The organism is Mediterranea sp. An20 (assembly GCF_002160055.1).
In the GTDB taxonomy this organism is placed as follows: domain Bacteria; phylum Bacteroidota; class Bacteroidia; order Bacteroidales; family Bacteroidaceae; genus Bacteroides; species Bacteroides avicola.
On the sequence record NZ_NFJV01000033.1, the window covers coordinates 16,576 to 38,153 of the forward strand.

At 50.7% G+C, this 21,578-nt stretch carries 11 protein-coding genes; 5 read left to right on the forward strand and 6 right to left on the reverse strand.

The features are described from left to right. Positions 1-244 precede the first annotated feature (244 nt). Positions 245-1,543, forward strand: a complete 1,299-nt coding sequence (locus B5F34_RS14935) for an O-acetylhomoserine aminocarboxypropyltransferase/cysteine synthase family protein (RefSeq protein ID WP_087340554.1) — start codon at positions 245-247, stop codon at positions 1,541-1,543. Here B5F34_RS14935 and B5F34_RS14940 read toward each other — a convergent pair. The 3 genes from B5F34_RS14940 to B5F34_RS14950 all read right to left on the reverse strand — a co-directional run bounded on the left by B5F34_RS14940 (position 1,530) and on the right by B5F34_RS14950 (position 4,256). Next, positions 1,530-3,056: a VapE domain-containing protein gene (locus B5F34_RS14940; RefSeq protein ID WP_162609349.1), complete on the reverse strand. Its 1,527-nt coding sequence runs from the start codon at positions 3,054-3,056 to the stop codon at positions 1,530-1,532. The genes B5F34_RS14935 and B5F34_RS14940 overlap by 14 nt on opposite strands. 721 nt (positions 3,057-3,777) lie before the next feature. Next, positions 3,778-4,026: a hypothetical protein gene (locus tag B5F34_RS14945; protein ID WP_087340559.1), complete on the reverse strand. Its 249-nt coding sequence runs from the start codon at positions 4,024-4,026 to the stop codon at positions 3,778-3,780. Continuing rightward, on the reverse strand, positions 4,023-4,256 hold the full coding sequence (locus B5F34_RS14950) for a DUF3990 domain-containing protein (RefSeq protein ID WP_087340561.1): 234 nt from the start codon (positions 4,254-4,256) through the stop codon (positions 4,023-4,025). Before B5F34_RS14950 ends, B5F34_RS14945 begins: the two co-directional genes overlap by 4 nt. 514 nt (positions 4,257-4,770) lie before the next feature. Here B5F34_RS14950 and B5F34_RS14955 point away from each other — a divergent pair. The 3 genes from B5F34_RS14955 to B5F34_RS14965 all read left to right on the forward strand — a co-directional run bounded on the left by B5F34_RS14955 (position 4,771) and on the right by B5F34_RS14965 (position 16,056). Next, a complete protein-coding gene (locus tag B5F34_RS14955; RefSeq protein ID WP_087340563.1) occupies positions 4,771-7,458 on the forward strand; it encodes an AAA family ATPase in 2,688 nt (895 codons plus the stop codon). A gap of 99 nt (positions 7,459-7,557) precedes the next feature. After that, complete coding sequence (locus tag B5F34_RS14960) at positions 7,558-9,015, forward strand: aminoacyl-histidine dipeptidase (RefSeq protein WP_087340565.1); 1,458 nt, start codon at positions 7,558-7,560, stop codon at positions 9,013-9,015. A 1,296-nt stretch (positions 9,016-10,311) separates the two neighbouring features. Then, on the forward strand, positions 10,312-16,056 hold the full coding sequence (locus B5F34_RS14965) for an alpha-2-macroglobulin family protein (RefSeq protein ID WP_239448997.1): 5,745 nt from the start codon (positions 10,312-10,314) through the stop codon (positions 16,054-16,056). 298 nt (positions 16,057-16,354) lie between these two features. Here B5F34_RS14965 and nudC read toward each other — a convergent pair whose 3' ends face one another. The 3 genes from nudC to B5F34_RS14980 form a co-directional block, all read right to left on the reverse strand. Next, entirely contained in the window at positions 16,355-17,137 is a 783-nt protein-coding gene (gene nudC / locus B5F34_RS14970) for an NAD(+) diphosphatase (RefSeq protein ID WP_087340568.1), read from the reverse strand. Between the two features lie 74 nt (positions 17,138-17,211). Next, positions 17,212-17,649: a ribose 5-phosphate isomerase B gene (gene rpiB / locus B5F34_RS14975; protein WP_087340570.1), complete on the reverse strand. Its 438-nt coding sequence runs from the start codon at positions 17,647-17,649 to the stop codon at positions 17,212-17,214. A gap of 85 nt (positions 17,650-17,734) precedes the next feature. Then, entirely contained in the window at positions 17,735-19,744 is a 2,010-nt protein-coding gene (locus tag B5F34_RS14980; protein WP_087340572.1) for a transketolase, read from the reverse strand. Between the two features lie 597 nt (positions 19,745-20,341). On the opposite strand from B5F34_RS14980, the gene B5F34_RS14985 reads away from it, so the two are divergent. Next, positions 20,342-21,205: a family 16 glycosylhydrolase gene (locus B5F34_RS14985; protein WP_204245620.1), complete on the forward strand. Its 864-nt coding sequence runs from the start codon at positions 20,342-20,344 to the stop codon at positions 21,203-21,205. Positions 21,206-21,578 lie beyond the last annotated feature (373 nt).

A 21,578-nucleotide genomic window follows, 5' to 3' on the forward strand; every position in this document is an offset into this window, starting at 1 on the left:
AAGTAGCCGTTCATAATTAGTTTATATTATAATGGAGAATGAGGTGTCTGTCATTCTGAGCGAAGCCCATAGGGCGTAGTCGAAGAATCTCATGACATGCACTATCCAAGGGAATCGTGTCTTTCGGGAGATGTTTCGACTTCGCTGCGCTCCGCTCAACAAGACAGATACACATCATATAAACTAAATATCAACAACTACTTAGTATCATTTAATTTTGCATAGTTACTTAAATGATTATCCTATGGAAAGAAAGCATTTACATTTCGAGACATTGCAGTTGCATGCCGGTCAGGAACATCCGGATCCAGCCACCGGAGCCCGTGCCGTACCCATTTATCAGACAGCCTCATACGTATTCCGCAGTGCCAGTCACGCGGCCGACCGTTTTGCCTTGCGTGACGCCGGAAACATCTACGGACGCCTGACCAATGATACCCAATCCGTTTTGGAGACCCGCCTGGCAGCCCTGGAGGGAGGAGTGGCGGCTCTGGCTGTGGCTTCCGGTGCGGCCGCTGTGACCTATGCGCTTCAGAACCTGTTGCGTCCCGGTGACCATCTTGTGATGGCAGACAACCTGTATGGAGGTTCCTACAACCTGATAGTGCATACCTTGGCAGCGTGGGGCATTACCCATACCATCGTGTCTGTCAACGATCTGGCTGCACTTGAAGCAGCCATCCGTCCGGAAACCAAGGCGGTGTTTGTAGAAACCTTCGGCAATCCCAATTCCGATGTGACCGACATTCGGGGAGTGGCCGACGTGGCACACCGTTATCAGGTGCCTCTGATTGTCGACAATACCTTTGCTACTCCCTTCCTGATTCGTCCCATTGAACACGGTGCCGACATCGTGGTGCATTCGGCTACCAAATTTATCGGCGGTCACGGCACTACGCTGGGAGGCATTATCGTAGACGGAGGCAACTTTGATTGGAAAGCCTGTCCGGATAAATTCCCCACGTTGGCACAGCCCGAACCATGCTATCACGGAGCTGTTTTTGCCGATGTGGCAGGAAAGGCAGCTTTTGTCACCCGTGTCCGTGCCGTGCTGTTGCGTGACACCGGTGCTTCGCTTTCTCCCCTCAACGCATTCCTTTTGTTGCAGGGGCTGGAAACATTGTCTCTTCGGGTGGAGCGACACGTGGCCAATGCGTTGAAGGTGGTAGATTTTCTGAAGAACCATCCCCTTGTACAGCTGGTGAATCATCCCTCTTTGCCGTCGCATCCCAGTCACGGTCTTTATCAGAAATATTTTCCTCATGGAGGAGGCAGTATTTTTACCTTCGAGATTCGAGGCGGGCAGGAAGAAGCCTGGCGATTCATCGACTCGCTGCAGATTTTCTCTTTGCTGGCCAATGTGGCAGACGTGAAGAGTCTGGTCATCCATCCTGCCACCACCACCCATTCGCAGCTTTCGTCCCGCGAACTGGAGGAACAGCACATTACGCCTGCCACCATCCGCCTTTCTATCGGTACTGAACACATTGATGATTTGCTGGCCGACTTGCAGCAGGCGCTGGAGAAGTCTAATCGTTCATGACTACCCAGTACCCATTCCCATACCTTGTATGCACCCGCCGCCCCATCTGCGCCAGCAGTCGGCTGAAGGCCGTACACGAACAGTCGCGCAGGGCTGCCGCATTCTTCCGCTTCAGCACGGCATACATGTCGGCGGCAGACATCAGGCGGGCGCCCGGCTCTCCCGGTTCCACGAAGCGGAAGCAGGTGCCGACCAGTTCTTCGGCAGGCGTTACGCGGTAAAATTTCCGGTTGGACTGCTGGATGGCGGCTTCTTCCTCCTTGCTGAACCAGTAGCGTTCGCCCCGCTCTATCTCGTGCTTCAACTGCGCGTAAAGCTGTCCGTAGTCAATGGGCGTGGTGCAGTCGATGGCACGCTCCACCTCCACGCAGATGAAACGTCTGCTGCCGCTCAGGTCCGTCAGCAGGTCCAGGCGGTTGCTCGTGCCGATGAACGAGGCGATGCGGGGCAGGGGCTCGGCATTCCTCTTGTAGGCACGGCGGATGCGCAGGCTCTCCATCTGCATCAGGTTCTTCAACTGGGGCAGACGGGTAGCTGGCAAGCGGTCGAACTCATCAATATTAATCAGGCCGCAGGCTGCTAACTTGTTTTCCGCGCCGGAGGCGTTGTTCAGGTCAAAGCTTTCGGTGAAATAGTCCTGCAAAGGCTTGGGCAGGAGCATGCGGCAGAAGGTGGACTTGCCCAGACCCTGCTGCGTGCTGATGAGGATAGGGGCTACGCTGTTGGCGCGACTGCCATACTCCTCCCTGCCCATCCACTGGGCGGTACAGGCCAGCATCCAGCGGTGGAAGGAGTTTATCCAAAGGCTGTCGTCCGATACGCGCCGTGCCAGTTCTGACACCCGGTCCTTGCCGTCCCATTCGGGCAGGTTATCAAAATAGTGTGTAAAGGGATGATAAGCCGGCACGTGTGCCGATTCAACGTAGCGTTTCACGTCGCGGTCCCAGCAGGCGATGCCCTCGTCCATGGCGCGGAGCACGATGCTGTTGAGGGCACGTTGGTCTACGGGCATATAAGCTGCTTCGCCTGAGTTCTTTGCGGCACATTCCGTGCGGTCTGCCAGGCGGTTATAGCGGAAGCTGTAGTGTTCCTCCAGGTGTCCGATGAGCTGCTGCATGATCTGTTGCTGTTTCGGGGCTTTCTCTTCCTTTTTCGGGGAAGATTCCTGGACAGTTGGGGGCTGTGTGGGCTTTGTTGGCTGTTCCTCAGCCATTTCCGTTTCTTGCTGTTCCTCCCATTCAGTTGCTTTTCCGTTGCCCTCTATACAGTAGACTTGTTTGGGCGTGGCAGGAGCGGTTGTCTCCGGAGTCCAGGTCAGCCGGATGCCGAATTCTCCGTTGCCGCAGATAACGAAGGCTTTCCCACCGGGCACGTTGGCACACGCCTGCTGCAGGGCAGACAGGAGTTGTTGATAAAGAAGGGTGTGGTCTGCTGCGGCATTCTTCGCAGTGTTCGGCAGTTGGGGTGTTTGTGTCTCATAGAAGAAGTTTCTCAAACGGGTAATCAGGTTCATGGGCTTTCTGTTTTTGAAATGATTTTCCGCAAATATACAACTTGCCGATGGCATTTGTCAAGCGGGAAATTGATTCTGTACCACAAAATGCCGGTTATAGTTGGTTAGAGCGGATTGTCGTTGATTATCCCTCTATGTGCGTGGAAATATATGCCTGTCGGCTTCACGCCTTCACCGCCTTTCAAACCCTTGTAGTTTAGAAGGTTGCTGTGAAAGATGCTGCCCTCACGCATCTTTCACGGTCTTTATTTGGGTGCCGGACTGCCGAGGTATGGAAGAGCGGTACGGTCTATATGGGGAGCCGACTTGTTATACCTTGCCACTGAAGGCTGAAAGGCCCGTGAAAGCAGCGTGAGGGCAGCATCTTTCACCGGAACTTTCCGGAAATCAATGGGTTGGAGGACGGTGAAGGCGTGAAGGATGCTGCGGGCAGTTGATGATACAGAACACAGAGGCACGGAGTCACAGAGTTATTTTTCCCTCTTGTGTGCGGCGAAGCCGCGAACTCCGTGTCCTCTCCCGTCCTCTTTCCGACAAACAGTTACGAAACTTTGTGTCTCTGTGTTCATTTAAGCTTCACCAAAGTCAGAGTTACGCCGCTAAACGTCAGAGTTACTCGGCTCATTCTTGGCGTTAGCAATGCGTGCCTCAAGCGGAGTAGTGGTGAATCCTATCTTATAGAGGTTAGGGATAGCCGCTATTCCGGGGTCTTTTTCCCAGATTATTCACTGCCATTTTTTCTTCCCTTTCTGTTTAATTCATCTGAAAATTCTTCGTAGAGAGCCACAGGACCAAAGTGCCAGAACTTTGTAGTTTCCTCTGCCAGTTTTTTATAGGTATCCGAGCTGTAAAACCGATAAAGGGCTTCTGTAAGTGGTATCTTTTGGTCGTCGGCATACATTTGTGCTACCAGACTGACTTTGCCGGGTAATAGCAAGTATAGATTCTTATTCGTTATTTCCAGATTCATACACGAACCTCCTTTGCTTCTTTAAATGATATACTTCCAAGAGAACGCTCCGTATGGAACAGCCATTGGTCAACCAGCACGTATGTCTTCAACTCATTGATTAGCTCTGCTTTGTCCAACAGTCCACCTTCATACAAGGCAAAAGCCGCATATACGCGGTCGTTGGCTACCGGGCCTATTACAATGTCGTGCTGATGTTCAAAAACCGCTCCCGTAATCCAATGCTCTATTGGCCTTTCTTATTTCAGGCTTCTAAACAATAATCGCTGTGATCACCGAGAACAAAATTACAGACTTTCTTTCAGAAATCAGCTCATTTTTTAGAAAAAATGACGCGCATAAAGCGATGTATTCCATCCAACCCAGATTGTGATTGGCTGATTTTTAACGCACAATTACTTGTATATATGCAGAAGATATTCTATCTTTGTCCCCGCACGCCCATTGAAGGGCTGTTTTTATAAGTATGAATCATAGCTTTGTTCAAATTTCAAAGAATCTCCGTGCAATGTCCGGTGGAGGGATATAACATCCCACTGCCGTATCTGACTATGTTCGTGTTGCACTGTGTTCTTTGAAATATTGGACACCGTCCGGCAGGTTCGGGGGTATGGATTACCCTTGGGTGATGTGGCCGGAAAGTTCGGCATCTTTTCTGCCGCGGCATGCTTTACCGGTGTGCCGGATTGTTGACGCATCTCTTTAGAGGGTGCGTTTTTTATTCACTTAAAACGGATAGAAGCTATGATTAAAAAACAAGATACTGTTTCGTACAACGAAAAAAAATCTTTTGAACATCTGTTGAATGATTTCCTGCAAGACAAAACGTCTTGTCCGGAATCTTCTTTGTGTACATTCAGCCATAAAGGCTGCACTTATATAGTGCCCGAACACGAAAGAAACTCACTGACCACCGAGTTCTCCGACCTACGTTTTTCGTGGGGCAAACAGTCTTTCGTGCCCGGACAGGGCGAAGCTGCCCGCTTTTTTGTCGGTCCGGAGGCTGGCGAACCGGCTGGATTCTCCCTTAACATGGAAGAAACGATTTGCAGCGATGACGATGCTTCCTGTCCGACAGCTTTCTACATCTATCGGGAAGGGGAGCCGGAACCTCTGGCAGAATGTCAGGAAAAACAGATAACGGGATACGGTTCGCAGAACGATTTCTCTGCTTTGAAGAGCCCGCTGACTCCCGGGTGCTATTTCCTGCTGGCTGACGGTCTGACCGATGACGGGGAAAATGCCGTATTCCAGCCGCTTGGCAATTATCTTTATCTGCCTTTCCGGGTAATGGAGTCGGGAGAAACCTTGAAACATCCTGTGGTGAAAGCCGTGGAAGTGAGCCGCCCGCAGGAAGAACTGGCAGACGGCCCCTATACTTCGGGCATAGTCCGGATGTCGGTTTGTTTTTCTGCTCCTTTGCCTGTGCATCGGGAGTTCTCAGCCCTCTGTTTTACCCAAGACTGGCGGTTGCTGTCGCAAGATGTCCGTCTGTTTACCGGGCATCGGTCGGAAAAGTATTCTTTACATTTCCGTTTCCGTTCTGAGTTGATTTGGATGCCGGGGCGTTATACGGTTATTCTGACTCACAACCGCGAGCCTTTTGCGGCTGTCGTTTTTGAATACGATGGAATGCCGGAAGCTGCTGTTTCCTGGCAGGCTCTTACTCAGACGGATGCCGAATATCTTTGGGGAAAGTATCTGGCAACGGACAAGGACTGGAAATGCATTCAGAATTTCGTCGGAATGGGCAAGCTGAGGCTCCGGTTGGCTGATTTGGCACGCCAGAGCAGTTACAACGATTGTTGCGAGGCTTTGTGCCTGCCCGAACTGCGGGAGAATATATATGCCGCCGTTCTTTCCGATGAACCTTTTTACGCAAAACGTCTGGCTTATTGTCTGCCGTTATTGTTGCATTACTGCACGACGGGGCGTAAGCAGGTAGATTGCGCCGAATGGTTGGAAAACAATTCTCCGGAGGATTGGCTGGAAGAACGCAGTGGCCTTGCCGTTACCTTATATAATATACAGGTACTTTGCACGGATAGAGGGCGTGACCTGCTGGAAAGGCTGGAAGAAGCCGTGGAAGACACTTTTAGATTCTGGGCACTGACGCTGTGCGGCACGGAGCAGGAGGTGGAACAGGTGCTGTCCTGCTCACCGCTGCTGGCCCGTGCTATCCGTCCGGAATACCGTTTCGGCTTGGAACAGCCTTCGGTAGCCGAAGTGGTTCATTCGTTTCAGCAAGCACTGGAGGAAACCGAATACCGGTTGGAGGCTGCCGCCCAGGATGAGTTGGCCCGTCAGGCCGTGGAATATTACGAAGTGCTTGGCCTTTGGCAGAAAGATGACTACACCCGCTTCGTGCTGAAGGGACTGTTGGGACGGGTGAAGCAGCGTGTCCGTCGGAATTATGTGCCGGGCAGTAAGCCTGAACGTTCCGGACTGATTCGGGTAAAAGCTGAAGATGTGGTTATCGGTGAGTGGCTGCAAAGCCAGGGGACAGTGCAGGATTTTGCTTCGGAAAGCAAAATGCTCAGGCGGGTCTTTGAGGAAAGCAAAAAGGAACTGGATGCCATGGTGGGACTGTCCGACCTAAAAGAAGCTCTGCATACCACCTTCTGTCGGATGCTCTTTAATGAACAGCGCCGGCGGATGGGGCTTCCGGTAGAAGATGAAGGCATTCATCACGTTGTCTTTACCGGGAATCCCGGTACGGGAAAGACCACCGTGGCGCGTCTGTTGGGAAAGATTTACCATGCCTTGGGGTTGCTCTCCAAAGGCGAAGTCATCACAACGGAGCGGCGTGAACTGGTGGGCGAATATATCGGGGAGACCGAGAACAAGATGAATGCGCTCTTCCAGCGTGCCCGCGGTCAGGTACTTTTCATTGACGAGGCCTACAGCTTGTGTACGGATTCCAGTGACCGTCGGGATTTCGGACATCACATCATCGAGAGCTTGCTTCCGATGCTTACCAAACCGAATCCGGACATGCTGGTGGTGCTGGCCGGTTATCCGGAGGAAATGGAGCGTATGTTGCAGTCCAATCCCGGTTTGAAGAGTCGTTTTCCCTATCATTTCCATTTTGCCGACTATGGGGCAGACGAACTGATGCAGATTGCCCGCAACACGTTGGAACGTGAGGCTTATGTGTTGGTGCCCGAAGCAGAGGTCTTGTTACGGCAGGCTGTAGAGGAGGCGCTGGAGCACAAAGACCGCCATTTTGCCAATGCCCGTTGGATAAAGACTTTCCTGGTTTCGGGTGTATTGCCCGCCATGGCGCGGCGTGTGATGCAGGCCGGTAGTGTGGCTACGGTAGAGCTTTATCGCAACATAACGCGTGCCGATGTGGAGGAAGCTATGCGCACGCAGGTGAAGGTTCGGGCTTCGGGCACAGCTTCGCCCCGGCGTATCGGATTCAGAGCATAAAAAAAGCTTCCCTGAGAGAGAAAAGCTCTGCTTTGTTGGGATAGAATCGGAGAAAGAAGTATATTTGCGAAAACAAACTTCATTTTATTACATCACACTATGAGCAATATCTTAGAACTGGCTCCACAGAATGTGTGGAAGCATTTTTACGCATTGACCCGCATTCCGCGCCCGTCGGGACACGGTGAGCAAATCACGGAATTCCTGTTGAACTTCGGTAAGGGATTAGGTCTGGAATCGTTTGTGGATGAGGCTGGCAATGTCGTTATCCGCAAACCTGCCACGCCGGGCATGGAGAACCGTAAGGGGGTTGTCCTGCAGGCACACATGGACATGGTTCCGCAGAAGAACAACGATAAGGTGCACGACTTTACCCAAGACCCCATTGAGGCATACGTGGACGGCGACTGGGTAAAGGCCGACGGAACAACGCTCGGAGCCGACAACGGGCTGGGAGTGGCTGCCATCATGGCTGTGCTTGAGGCCAAGGACTTGAAGCATGGTCCGCTGGAAGCCTTGATTACCAAAGACGAAGAAACCGGTATGTATGGCGCTTTCGGCCTGAAGCCCGGTACGCTGCAAGGCGAGATTCTTCTGAATCTTGATTCGGAAACGGAAGGTGAACTTTATATCGGTTGTGCCGGCGGCATTGATATTACGGCCACGATGGAATATAAGGAAGAGGCTGCCGATACCGCTCTGGTGGCTCGCAAACTCACGCTGAAAGGATTGCGTGGCGGTCACTCCGGTCTGGAAATCAACGAGGGACGTGGTAACGCCAACAAATTGCTGATTCGCGTGGTTCATGACCTGCTGATGGAGTTCGATTGCCGGTTGGCTTCTTTCGAGGGAGGAAACATGCGCAATGCCATTCCCCGCGAGGCACATGCCGTGTTGCTCTTCAATCCGGAGGACATTGCCGACTTGGAGGACTACATCAACGACTATCGGGCAACCATCAACGAAGAATATACGCCCATCGAGAGTGACGTGCAACTCTATATAGAGGAGGTGCCTGTGCCCGATACGCAGGTGCCCGAAGAGATTCAGGACAATGTAGTAGATTCTCTGATGGCTTGTCAGAACGGTGTGATGCGCATGATTCCCACAGTGCCCGATACGGTGGAGACTTCTTCCAACCTGGCTATTGTTACGGTAGGAGGCGGCAAGGTGGACATCCGCATCCTGGCACGCAGTTCGTCCGATTCCATGAAAGAATTTCTGGCCGACAGTCTTGGCTCCTGCTTCTCCATGGCAGGCATGAAGGTGGAGTTCAGCGGTAGCTATTCCGGCTGGCAGCCCAATGTTGAGTCTCCCATCCTGCATGCCATGAAGGCATCCTACAAACAGCAGTTTGGCGTAGAACCTGCTGTGAAAGTCATTCACGCTGGCTTGGAGTGTGGTATCATCGGGGCTACTTGTCCGGGCATGGACATGGTATCTTTCGGACCGACGCTTCTTTCGCCTCATTCGCCCGACGAGCGTGCCTACATTCCTTCGGTAGCCAAGTTCTATGAATTCCTGGTGGCTACATTGGAGCAGACACCTTCAAAATAATTAGTTGATGGTGGGCTGATGTTTTCAGGCGCAGATGTTGCGGGAAAGGTAGGACACACTTCCGGTTTCCCTCCTCATCTGCGCCTGTTTTTATGGGTTGTAACCTATCTTTTTATCTTTCCGTTCTTTTTTCTCTTTAATGGCAGTCTGTTCTGTCATCTTGGCAGCCTTTTATGTGGCAGTCTGATAAATGTCTGCCGCTTGCTCTTCTCTTTTTGACGAAAGTCAAGAAATGTGTTATATAACATGTTTTCTTTCTCTTGTCCCTTGTTCTTTTCTGTAAAGGTCCTACATTTGCAGTGTCATAAGCGAAGCAAATAAAGGATAACGAAATTAGCGCCTGTTTAAATTTTGCTCAGCTTTATTTTGAGTGCTGTTTCCAAGGATATTTTTCCACTGTACTGAGGAACGTAGCGGGCTATGTGACGAATTATGCCGGGAATAGAGACCGAAAGAGGCTCAAAAGAAGCTGAATATAAATCTAAAAGAGGAAAATTTAAACAGGCTCTTAGTAGGAGGATTAGAAAATGAAAAAAGTAAAGGACAATTTCATGAAGATGTTGCGTAAAGGTTTGATGCACATCGGCGAGAATGAAGAAAGGGCTTTGGGCCTGCTTCATTAAAACTGTGTAGTGAGCAGTATTTTTTCAGGATAACAATAATAAAGATACAGGATAACAGAAAACATTAATCTAAATTGTACGATTATGAAAAAGAATATGACCAATGCTTTCAAGCGTCTGTTGAACGCCATGGGCAAAAACTGGATGGAATCCATGAGATATTATAGTCATTCATTATAACTACACGGACTTGAGTTAAGAGAGAAGAGGATGCAGCGGATAGCCGTTACATCCTCTTTTATTATATAAGTAATCAATCTGAATTAGTTTATATCAAACACAGAGACACAAAGTCCTGTAACTGTCTGTCGGAAAAAATGGCGGGAAGGCACAGAGTCCGCGGCTTCGCCGCATACGAGAGAAGGAAAATTAACTCTGTGAGCTATGGACAAGAAAACAAAAACTCTGTGTCTCCGTGCCTCTGTGTTTAGTATCATATAATTTTGCACATTTACTTACGTCAGTTCCCACATGGAGTATGCGTGGAAAATCAGCTTCTGGAAAGGGGGAGGGTTGATACAGATTTTCGATATTGACTTATTTTAAGCTGGAAAGAACATTTCTTTGCCTTTTATGTTGTTACTTTGTTATGGTTGTTGAACTAATCCATAGATAAACAATGAAGATAACGAAGAAATTAGGCAGCTTTTTGTTGCTTTTATGGGTAACAAGTATGAATCTGATTTGGGCACAGTCGTATGACAAGTTATGGAAACAGGTGGAGCAGGCCGGTAAGAAGGGTTTGCCGCAGACTGTTATCCAGCTGACGGACCAGATTTATGAGAAAGGTCTGCAGGAGCACAATGCCGGACAGATGTTGAAAGCATACGTCTGTCGGGAAACTTACCAGGAAAGGCTGACACCAGACAGTCTCTACACGCGTTTGCCGCAATTGGAGCAATGGGCAAGGAGCGAGAAGGATGCGGTGAACCGCGCCATTCTGTATTCGTTGCTTGCCGGAGATTATGCCGACTTTGTGCAGCGCAACCGTTCGGCCTTGAGTAATCGTACGGAGGTGGAGGGAGAAATGTCTGGCGAAGATATTCGCTTGTGGACAGCCCGGCAGTTGGTAGACAGGATAGATGCCTGCTGCACGGAGGCTTTGCGCGATTCGGCGGCCCTGTTGGCGGTGTCGGCAGAACAGTATGTTCCTTTTGTGGAGTTGGAAGAAGGAAGCCGCTTCTACGGGCACGATTTGTATCATCTGTTGGTCAGTAGGGCTGTGGATACCTATCGAACGGTGGAAACCTGGGCAGATTCGTTGGCAAAAGAACGTATAGATGGCATTTATAAGAACCAGATAGAGGCTTACAAAAACCGTCCCGGACGGAAAGATGCCCTGGTGCTCAGTACGCTGGATTATTGGCAGAATGACCGGGAACGTTTCCTCTACAACGCACCGGAAGGTAAGACGGGCGAGGCTTATCTGGATGCATTGGATGACTTGATAGCCCGTTATGGCAGCCGCCCGGTTTGTGCCGATGTTTATCTGGCCAAGGCTCATTGGCTTTATACGGGTCATCCGAGAAGGGTGGCACAAGCCTTGCAGGTGTGTGAGGAAGGCATTCGCCGCTATGCTTCTTATAAGCGGACCAATGCGTTGCGTAATCTGCGGGAAGACATTCTGCAACCTTACCTGAGCGTATCTTCCGGCCAGATTGCCTATCCGGGTGATTCGCTGGACTTGCGGGTAGATTACCGTAACCTGAAAGGATTTACGCTGCACTTATATAAGACGGACCTTACGAGCTTTGACCTCCCGAGCGAAGGCTTTAATCAGAAGTTCTTGCAGAAGCATGCACGCCGTGTGGCTTCGCATCATTATGATTTGCAGGTGCTTCCCCTGGAGGGCGTTCCTGCCGAAGATTGGCAGTACTCACAGAATGATACGACATTCCGCCTGCCGGTGCCTGATGAGTTGTCGCTCTATGTGGTGCAGGTCGTGCCTGATGACAAACGGACCGAGGGAAGAGACCGGACATATATTGTTTCGTCGCGGTTGATGGTGCTGACTCTTTCATTGCCCGATAACCGCATGGAGGTGTTGGCTCTCGACCGGAAAACAGGACATCCTGTACCTGGAGTGACGGTGGCTTTCTATGCAGCTTCTTATAATCTCAGCCAGGATCAGAAGGTGACAGAAGTCATTACCGATGCCGACGGCAGGGCTGTCCTGACGTGGAATAAGAAAATTCTGAGTTATGTTGCCCGCAAGGATGCTGACGTTTTCTTGGCTCCTCAGCGTGTATATAACAATAGCTATGGACGCAGTGTGGAGGAATCTTCCGAATGTCTTTCGCTGCTGACCGACCGTTCGCTTTATCGTCCGGGGCAGACAATTTATGTGAAAGGCATCGCTTACGAGAAGGGTAAGGAGTCGGCCCGTGTGCTGGAAGGCAGGACTTATACTGTTTCACTTTTGGATGTCAATGGTAAGGAAGTGTCCAAGCAGGAAGTGCGGACCAACGATTTCGGCTCTTTCTCGACGGAATTCATGTTGCCGACCAGTTGTCTGAATGGCAATTTCCAATTGCGGGTAGGCAATTTGGCCACCAGCACGGTGCGTGTGGAAGAATACAAGCGTCCCACCTTTACCATCACTTTCGATCCTGTGAAAGAAGCATACGCCTGGGGAGATACAGTGAAACTGACAGGCAAAGTGGAGGCCTATAATGGTGCCGCCTTGCAGATGTTGCCTCTGGCTTATACCGTAACCCGGCATTCCGGTATCTGGCGGGGGGAGGACAAGGCGCTGGCTGCCGATACGGTGCAGTTGGATGAGGAAGGACGTTTTTCCATCCCCGTTTTCTTGGAGAAAGCTTCGTGGATGCAGACTGCCAATCATGCTTACTTCCGTGTACAGGCTACCGTGACAGGCGAGAATGGTGAGACGCAGACCGAAGACCGGATACTGAACGCTTGGCGCTGGGCTTATTCGTTCTACTCTGATTTGGAAGGGCAGGTATGCAAGGAAGATACCTTGGCCGCGACTTTCCGGGTGGAGAATGCCGACGGACAGCTGTTGGAGATGGAGGGAACCTATCGCCTGTATCCTGTCGTGGATATAAAGACCGGCCGGACGGCTGATGCACCAATGCTGCAGGGTACGTTCACTTCGGGAAAACGGGTGGTGATGGATAGCTCCCGTTTGCCATCGGGCTATTACCAGGTCGTGCTTTCCGTCAAGGCTACTGATGGCAAGGAGGTAGACAACCGGGAAGTGAATGCCGAACGTTTTCTCCTCTTCTCCAAACGGGACAGGCATCTGCCGGTATTTATGAACGATTTTATATATGAGGAGCAGACGGCGTTTGACGAAGAGCAGCCTGCTGTGTTATATTACGGAACGTCTCATAACGATGCCTACGTCTTGGTAGATATATACAATGAGCAGGGACGCATTGAACAGAGCGTACTGCAACTGAACGATACGCTTACCAGCCTGACATATCCCTATAAGGAAGTTTATGGCAAGGGTGTGGACATCACTTTCTCTTTTGTAAAGAATGGCCAACTGTATACCCGTCGGGTAAGTCTGACGAAGCGGGAACCGGAAAGAAAACTTTCCATGAAGTGGGAGGTATTCCGCGACTGTTTGCGTCCGGGGCAGCAGGAGGAATGGCGGCTGGTAGTGAAGAACCCGCAGGGATTGCCTGCCGCAGCCGAGGTATTGGCCACCATGTATGATGCTTCGCTGGAGCAGATTTACAGTCGCCATCAGGGACTGGCTGTTTACTTCAACCGCTATATACCTTATTATAATTGGCAGGCTGCTTCGTCGGGGCGGACTGCGGTTACACCGTATTTCCCGGTTAAGTCTGCTCAAGTGACAGGTTGGCTCTTCGACCATTTTTATGTTTGCTATCCCAGACTGTATGGCGGTGACAACGTAATAGTCAGTATCGCCGATGTGAAGGGAGTGTCCAATCATTCGGGCGTTTCCAGAGGATACAATGCCAAACGGGTGATGACGGGAGCTGTCGCTCCACAGGCTGATATGGTTCAGGAAGAGATGGTGGAGGTGACGCAACTCTCCGAGATGGAAGTGACAGAAGAAGCTGGTACGGCTTTGGATGCCGGAACTCTGCAGCCGTTGGAGAATCTACGTACCAACTTTGCCGAAACAGCTTTCTTCTATCCGCAGTTGCGAACCAACGAACAGGGCGAGTTGGTGTTTTCGTTTACTGCACCCGAAAGTCTGACACGCTGGAATTTCCGTGGTTATTCGCATACCCGGGATATGCTGACCGGAGTGCTGGAAGGAACCGCTACTACCAGCAAGGAGTTTATGTTGATGCCTAATCTGCCACGATTTGTGCGGGTAGGTGACAAGACACATATTGCTGCCAGCATTACCAATCTGACAGCAGAGAAAGTGAAAGGAACAGCTACATTGACGCTTTTCGACCCGTTGACGGATAAGGTTATTACTACGCTGAAAGACCGCTTTACGGTGGAAGCCGGACGTACGGAGGCTGTCGATTTTGCTTTCGAGGTGAGCGACCGTTACGATTTGCTGGGAGTACGCATCGTGGCAGATGGAGGGGAGTTTAGCGATGGTGAGCAGCATGTGCTGCCGGTGCTGAGCAATAAGACGCATGTCACCGAGACGCTGGCTTTGCCTGTTCGGGGAGAAGAAACACGCACATTCTCGCTCGACAGTCTCTTCAACCGTCACAGCCGCACAGCTACCGACCGGAAACTGACAGTAGAGTTTACCGGAAATCCTGCCTGGCTGGCCATACAGGCATTGCCTGTCTTGAACGAACCGGTATCGGAAGATGCCATTTCGCGTGCTACGGTATGGTTTGCCAATAGCCTGGCCGCTTATATTGCTGCTTCGCAGCCGCGCATACGGTCGGTGTTTGAAGCCTGGAAAGCACAGGGAGGCACAAAGGAAACGTTGCTTTCCCGCTTAGAGCAGAATCCGGATTTGAAGAATATGTTGCTTTCTGAGACGCCCTGGCTGACGGAAGCTCAGGATGAAAGCGAGCAGATGGCCCGTCTGGCTACTCTGTTCGACCTCAATACATTGTCGCTCCGCTTATCTTCTTCGCTGAACAGACTGCAGGAGTTGCAGGACGGCGACGGTGCCTGGAGTTGGTATCCCGGTATGCCGGGCAACCGGTATGTCACCGGTTATGTCCTGAATCTGCTGGTCCGCCTGCCTTTGCTGACGGGTGAAGCACTGACCGATGAGGCGGCACTCATGCGTAGCAAGGCTTTCGATTTCCTGCATCGTGAGATACGGCGGGATTATCAGCGTTGGTTGCAGCAGAAACCGCAGGTGGAAATAGGGCATCTTTCAGACTTTGTTCTGGACTACTTGTATTGTCTTGCTTTGTCCGGCGAAGAGATACCGGCTGCCAACCGCGAGGCTTACCGTTATTATCTGTCGAAAGTGCCCAATGAACTGGCTACGGGCAGTGTGATGCGTAAGTCGGAAGCACTCGTCATTCTGCAGAAATTGGGTAAAAAACAGCAGGCTGAGGAATTTGCCGCTTCTTTGCGCGAACACCTGATTCAGGAAGACGAACTGGGCGCTCATTTCGCTTTCCTTGATTCGCCTTATCGCTGGGGCATGATGCCCATACCGACCCACGTAGCAGCTATGGAGGCTCTGCGCCTGCAGGGAGGCAACGATGCGTTGCTGGAAGAAATGAAACTCTGGCTGTTGCAGCAGAAGAAAACGACATCGTGGGATACACCGGTTTCGGCGGTTAATGCGATTTATGCCTTGCTTTGCACCGGTAGCAACTGGCTGGAGAACCGCGGTGATGTGCGTATCGAAATAGGCAAGGAAACGCTGGAAACGCAGGCAGACGCTTCATCGGTTGCCGGATTGAGTTATGTGCGCCGGACTTATACCGAAGGCTCTTCTGCCGTGAAGGCCAAGACGGTTACGGTAGAGAAGCGCGATGCCGGCTTTGCCTGGGGAGCCGTTTATGCCCAGTATCTTTCACCGATGGCCGACCTGAAGCAGCACGGTGGTGAGTTGTCTGTAGACAAGCAACTCTACCTGGAGCGTGTGAGTGCCGACGGTAGCAAATCGCTGGTTCCTCTGACCGGTGACGTCCGCTTGTCTGTGGGCGATGTGGTGGTATCCCGCATCACCATTCGCTTGGACCGAGCCATGGACTTTGTTCACTTGAAAGACAGCCGGGCTGCCTGCTTCGAACCGGTCAATGCCCTGTCCGGCTACCGGTGGGGAAATATCGGTTATTATGAAGACGTGAACGATGCTTCTACCGACTTCTTCTTCGATAGCATAGGCAAAGGCGTTTATGTGTTGGAACATCGGGACAGGGTGGCTCGCAGTGGTAGCTACGAAACCGGTATTGCTACGATGCAATGTGCGTATGCACCGGAATATGCTTCACATTCGGCAGGAGGCACCGTACTGATCGAAGAGCCGTAAGTGGAAAGGACAACAGTATCGGAACGTATCCGGTGAAACGTCAGGATGCAATAGCCTTTCCCGTTTACTGACAATACAAGCCGACAGCAGGCATAGGGATGAATCTTATTGATTCGGTGGGTGCGTGCTGTCGGCTTGTATTTTGGGATGTGGACAGAGAAAGTAATGCCGTGTGGCGGTGGTATAACGTGAGAAAGCAGGTAAGGGAAAATCGTCCAGACAAGGGAGATTTACCCGGAAGAAGGACTTTTTTCATACCTCACCGACTTCTTGGGCAATCCCCTTATCCTTATTATGTTTATGGACGTTGACTCTTATTGGCCAGCCACCTGTCTATCAGTCGGCGCGCAATGCTTAACTTCTGCGGCAGTTCGGGCAGATGATCCCGGTGGTAAAAAGCCCCTGCACTCAGTTCATCGTCCTGAAGTTTGATGGTTCCATCTGCATAATCGGCAAAGAAGCCCACCATCAGTCCGCTGGGGTATGGCCAAGGCTGGCTGTCAAAGTAAGTGATGTTCCGGATGCTGAGACCGGTTTCTTCACGCACTTCGCGCTCTACGCACTGTTCTAATGTCTCTCCCGGTTCCAGGAAACCGGCTACAAGCCCATAGAAAGTGCCCCGGAAGTTGCGGGCATGTACCAGCAACACTTCGTCTTCCCCCTTGCGGACAAGCACGATAATGGCTGTAGAGATGGGCGGATAAATTTCATATCCGCAAGAAGGACAGCGTTTCATAATGAGCGTTTTCTGCTCGGTGGCAGTGCCGCATACCGGACAGAAACGACTGTGCTTGTCCCAATAGAGTATTTGGTAAGCTTTGCCGCCGGCTTTGTATTCGCGATGCGGCAGATAGTCGAAAGAAGCCCGCAGTCCCGGCATGATCCAAGTCTCGTTTTCTTCTATCGGGTGGTCGATGGCAACAGCCCGCACGGCATTGCCATCGGGCAACATTACTTTCTGAGAAGGGTAGCGTCCCATGTCCAGTTCTTGGGGCAATTCCTCTTCGACTGGCACGTGGCACCGGTTTCCGCTCTCTTTTTTCAGCAGAAGCCGGTCGTTATAGAAAATATAGTGCTGCATAGACTTTAGAGCCAGTTTGGATTTTCCTCTTAAAGAAATCAAAATCAGACTGAACCAAATGCGTAGACCGGCTCTTATTTCCCGACAGGTATCTTTTGTACCCTTCTCAGATGCCTGCCACCTTCAAATTGCGTGGAGAAAAAAGCCTCCATGATGTCGTCTGCCTTTTCGTGGCTGATGAAACGGCCCGGCATGCACAATACATTCGCGTCATTATGCTGGCGTGATAGTGCAGCCAGTTCGGGTTCCCAACACAAAGCGGCGCGTATGCCCTGGTGTTTATTTAATGTCATGCTGATGCCTTGTCCGCTTCCGCAGATGGCAATGCCGGAATGGCATTCGCCTGCCTCGATGGCTTCAGCCATGGGGTGGGCATAATCCGGATAGTCACAACTTTCTTCTGTGTAGGTCCCGAAATCCTTATAGGGCCATCCTTTTTCTTCCAGCCACTGTTTGACATGTTGTTTCAAGGGGAAGCCTGCGTGATCGGAGCAAATTCCAATGGTTTTCATTGCATGAATGGATTTATTGTTATAAACGGCAAGTTACAAATAGTCCGGCTATGGACCGGTATTTGTAACTTGCAGGGGTGATATATTACAGCATTTCTTTCACTTGTTTGTAGACATTCTCTGCGGTAAATCCCAGTTTCTCGTCCAAAACTTTGTAGGGAGCAGAGAATCCGAATGAGGGAAGACCCCATACTTTGCCTTGCTTGCCTACCAGACCTTCCAAGGTGACGGGCAAACCTGCCGTCAAACCGAAAATCTTGGCATCGTGCGGCAGAATACTTTCCTGGTATTCGGGCGTTTGGGTGCGGAAAAGTCCTTCGGACGGTACGGATACGATGCGCACCTTGACACCGTCTTTGCGCAACAGTTCAGCACCGGCAACCAGGGTAGACACTTCTGAACCGGAAGCCAGCAGGATAACATCCGGATGCTCGTCAGAACCGGCTACAACGTAGGCACCGTGAACGGCTTGCCCATAGTCGTTGCCTTCGGGCAGATTGTTGACATTCTGTCGGGAGAAAATAAGGCCGGTGGGCGTAGACATATTTTCCATGGCCAAGCGCCAGGCTATGGTCGTTTCTTCGGCATCGGCCGGGCGGAGAACCAGCATGGAGTTCTGTCCTTTGTGATTCTGCAACTTTTCCATCAGGCGGATTTGTGCTTCCTGTTCTACGGGCTCGTGGGTAGGTCCGTCTTCGCCTACGCGGAAAGCATCGTGTGTCCAGATGAATTTGACAGGCACCTCCATGAGGGCAGCCATTCGGATGGCAGGTTTCATGTAATCAGAGAAGACAAAGAATGTGCCGCAAGCCGGGATGATACCTCCATGCAGAGCCATGCCGATGCAGCAGCAGGCCATGGTCAGTTCGGCTACACCAGCTTGCAGGAAAGCGCCGGTGAAGTCTCCTTTGGCAAAGGCATGTGTCTTTTTCAGGAAGCCGTCCGTTTTGTCCGAATTAGACAGGTCGGCAGAAGCCACAATCATATTTTCCACCTTCGTGGCCAATAAGCCCAAGATATTGGCTGAGGCGACACGGGTGGCCGTGTCGGGTTTCTGCTGGATGTCGTCCCAGTTGATGGAAGGCAGTTTGCCAGAGAAGAACTGTTCCAGTTTGGCAGCCTTCTCCGGATTGGCTTTGGCCCATTCAGCCTTGATGGCATGCTGTCGGGCTGTGATTTCTTTCAGTTCGGCGTTGCGCTTCGCATACAGTTCGGCTACTTCGGGGAAAATAACGAATGGATTTTCCGGATCTCCTCCTAAGTTTTTGATGGTGTTGATATAAGCATCACCACCCAAGGGCGCACCGTGTGTGGCGCAATCATATTCATAGCTGCTTCCGTCGGCTCTGCGGGCACCCTTACCCATTACTGTATGCCCTATGATAAGTGTCGGACGCTCTGTTTCCGCTTTAGCCTCATTCAATGCATTGCGTATGGCATCCGGATCATTTCCGTCAATAGTAATGACTTTCCATCCCCATGCTTCGTACTTCAGCGCCGTATCTTCGGTGGTAACGACCTTGGTTTCGGTTGATAACTGGATGTCGTTGGCATCATAAAACATGATGAGGTTGTCCAGTCCCAGCGTGCCGGCGATACGTCCAGCTCCCTGTGATATTTCTTCTTGTATGCCACCGTCCGAGATATATGCATAGATAGTTTGCGGCATTACTTCCGGGAAGCGGGCTTTCAGGAATTTTGCCGCAATGGCTGCGCCTACGGCAAACGTATGACCCTGGCCCAGTGGACCGGATGTATTCTCAATGCCGTGCATCACATCGCGTTCGGGATGTCCCGGAGTAGGGCTTCCCCATTGGCGGAATTGTTTCAACTCTTCCAAGGTGAATTTGCCGGTCAGTGCCAATGCTGCATAGAACATAGGTGACATGTGTCCCGGGTCGAGGAAAAAGCGGTCGCGGCCTTCCCAGGTAGGGTTCTCCGGGTCGTACACCAGGAATTCAGAGAAAAGTACGTTGATGAAGTCGGCACCTCCCATTGCACCGCCGGGATGACCGGATTTGGCCTTTTCGACCATGGAAGCAGCAAGTATGCGGATGTTGTCTGCTGCACGGGTCATGAGTTTACTGTCATTCATATTAGCAAATGATTTAATTAATGGGTTGTATTTAGGTCATAAGTAATTTTTTGTCTTGACCAGTGCAAAGATAGCGGTTTATGCTTAATTATCCCATGAAAAATGTTTCTTTTCCATTGTTTGTGTGTTTCCGGGGAGTTTTGGGCGGTGTATGATAAGAGGGGATTGGGCTGCGTTTTCGCTCTGTTTGGACAGGGAATGTGTTGTGTATGTGCGGCTTATGACGAATGGTAATAGACCGGGGTATAAAAGGGGGTATATCCCGGTAAAAAACTTAGAGCTTGTTTTTTTATATCAAACACAGAGACACAAAGTTTTGTGACTGTCTGTCGGAAAAATGACGGAGGAGACCACAGAGTTCGCGGCTTCGCCGCATACAAAAGAGAGGGGAATAACTCTGTGACTCCATTATTTTTGCCTTTTCGAGTATAATTACCTATTTTTGCAGGAAATAAGAATGGAACTGCGGCAGAAGGGGAATCAAAAATGGAGGACAGCATCATAGCCGTTTGTCATTACGATGCACCCTCGCAAACCGGAAAACAGACTCTACAAACTCTAAATAGGATAAAGTTACTTATGAAAAAACAGTCTTTATTGAGAAAACAATCCCATGCCCTATGCAGCTTGGGTTTAGTGGGCCTGTTGGCAGCTACCTCAGTAGCTTGTTCACAGCAGGCAGAACCGGAACGTCCGATGCCGGTAGCACCGGAAGGAACCGAACGGTGGGTGTATAACGAAGCCATCAGCGACGAGTTCGAAGGCACGTCGCTCGATACGGCCAAATGGTTTGACCATAACCCCAGTTGGATAGGTCGCCAGCCGTCGCTCTTCCGTCCGGAAAATGTCCGTGTGGAAGACGGCATGCTGATTCTGACGGGCCGCCGCGAAGAGGTGAAAGATGCTCCCGAAGGATACCATACTTTTACCACGGCTGCCGTGCAGAGTACGCACAAGGTGCTGTATGGCTTCTTTGAGATTCGTTGCAGGCCGATGCGGTCGGCGCTTTCAAGTGCTTTCTGGCTCTACATCAGTGACTCGCTCAAGCAGGAGGAGATAGATATTTTCGAAATTTGCGGCCGTCACGAAACCGATTCTACCTATCCGCGCACTTATTTCGCCACATCGCATTATATCCTCAAGCCGCAAAACGTGCAAATCAGTGACCACGTGACGCACATGAGCGATGTGCCTTGGCCCGACCGTACTATTGTGGCGGGGTTTAAGTGGACGCGCGACGAACTGGTGTGGTATGTGGACGGTAAGGAAATCCGGCGGCGGAAAAACGACTATTGGCATTCGCCCGAAACGATTAATTTTGATAGCGAAGCGTTTCCCACGTGGTGGGGCTTGCCCGGTGAACAGGACCAGGGCGGAGAATTCCAAATTGAGTATTTCCGCTATTGGACCGATCCGAAGAGTATGGACGAACTGACTATTTTTGAGAACGACATGAAATAGTCAGTTTTTCCGGCATAGAGAAGAGCTTGTCTGAACTTTTCTGTTCCTGATTTTGCGAACTATTTTTGAGGATCTGTTTCTGTTGCCGTGAGGAGCGTACCGGGATACGTAACAAAAGGCTACAGAAACAGAAAAAGATTCTCAAAAGTGACTGAGTGGAAAACTTCAAGAGTCAAATTTGAACTGGCTTTCTTAGTATTTTCTACCTTAACATTGTGGAAATTCTTAGAGAATATTCCTGGGAAAAAGCTCAGACTTAGAGCCTGTTTAAATTTTAAAGTTTAATATAGAAAGAGTGTTTCTTCTTTCTTCGGAAATGATTATTTTTAAGTTTCCACACTTGAAATAATTATGTATCCGACAGATTTAGAAG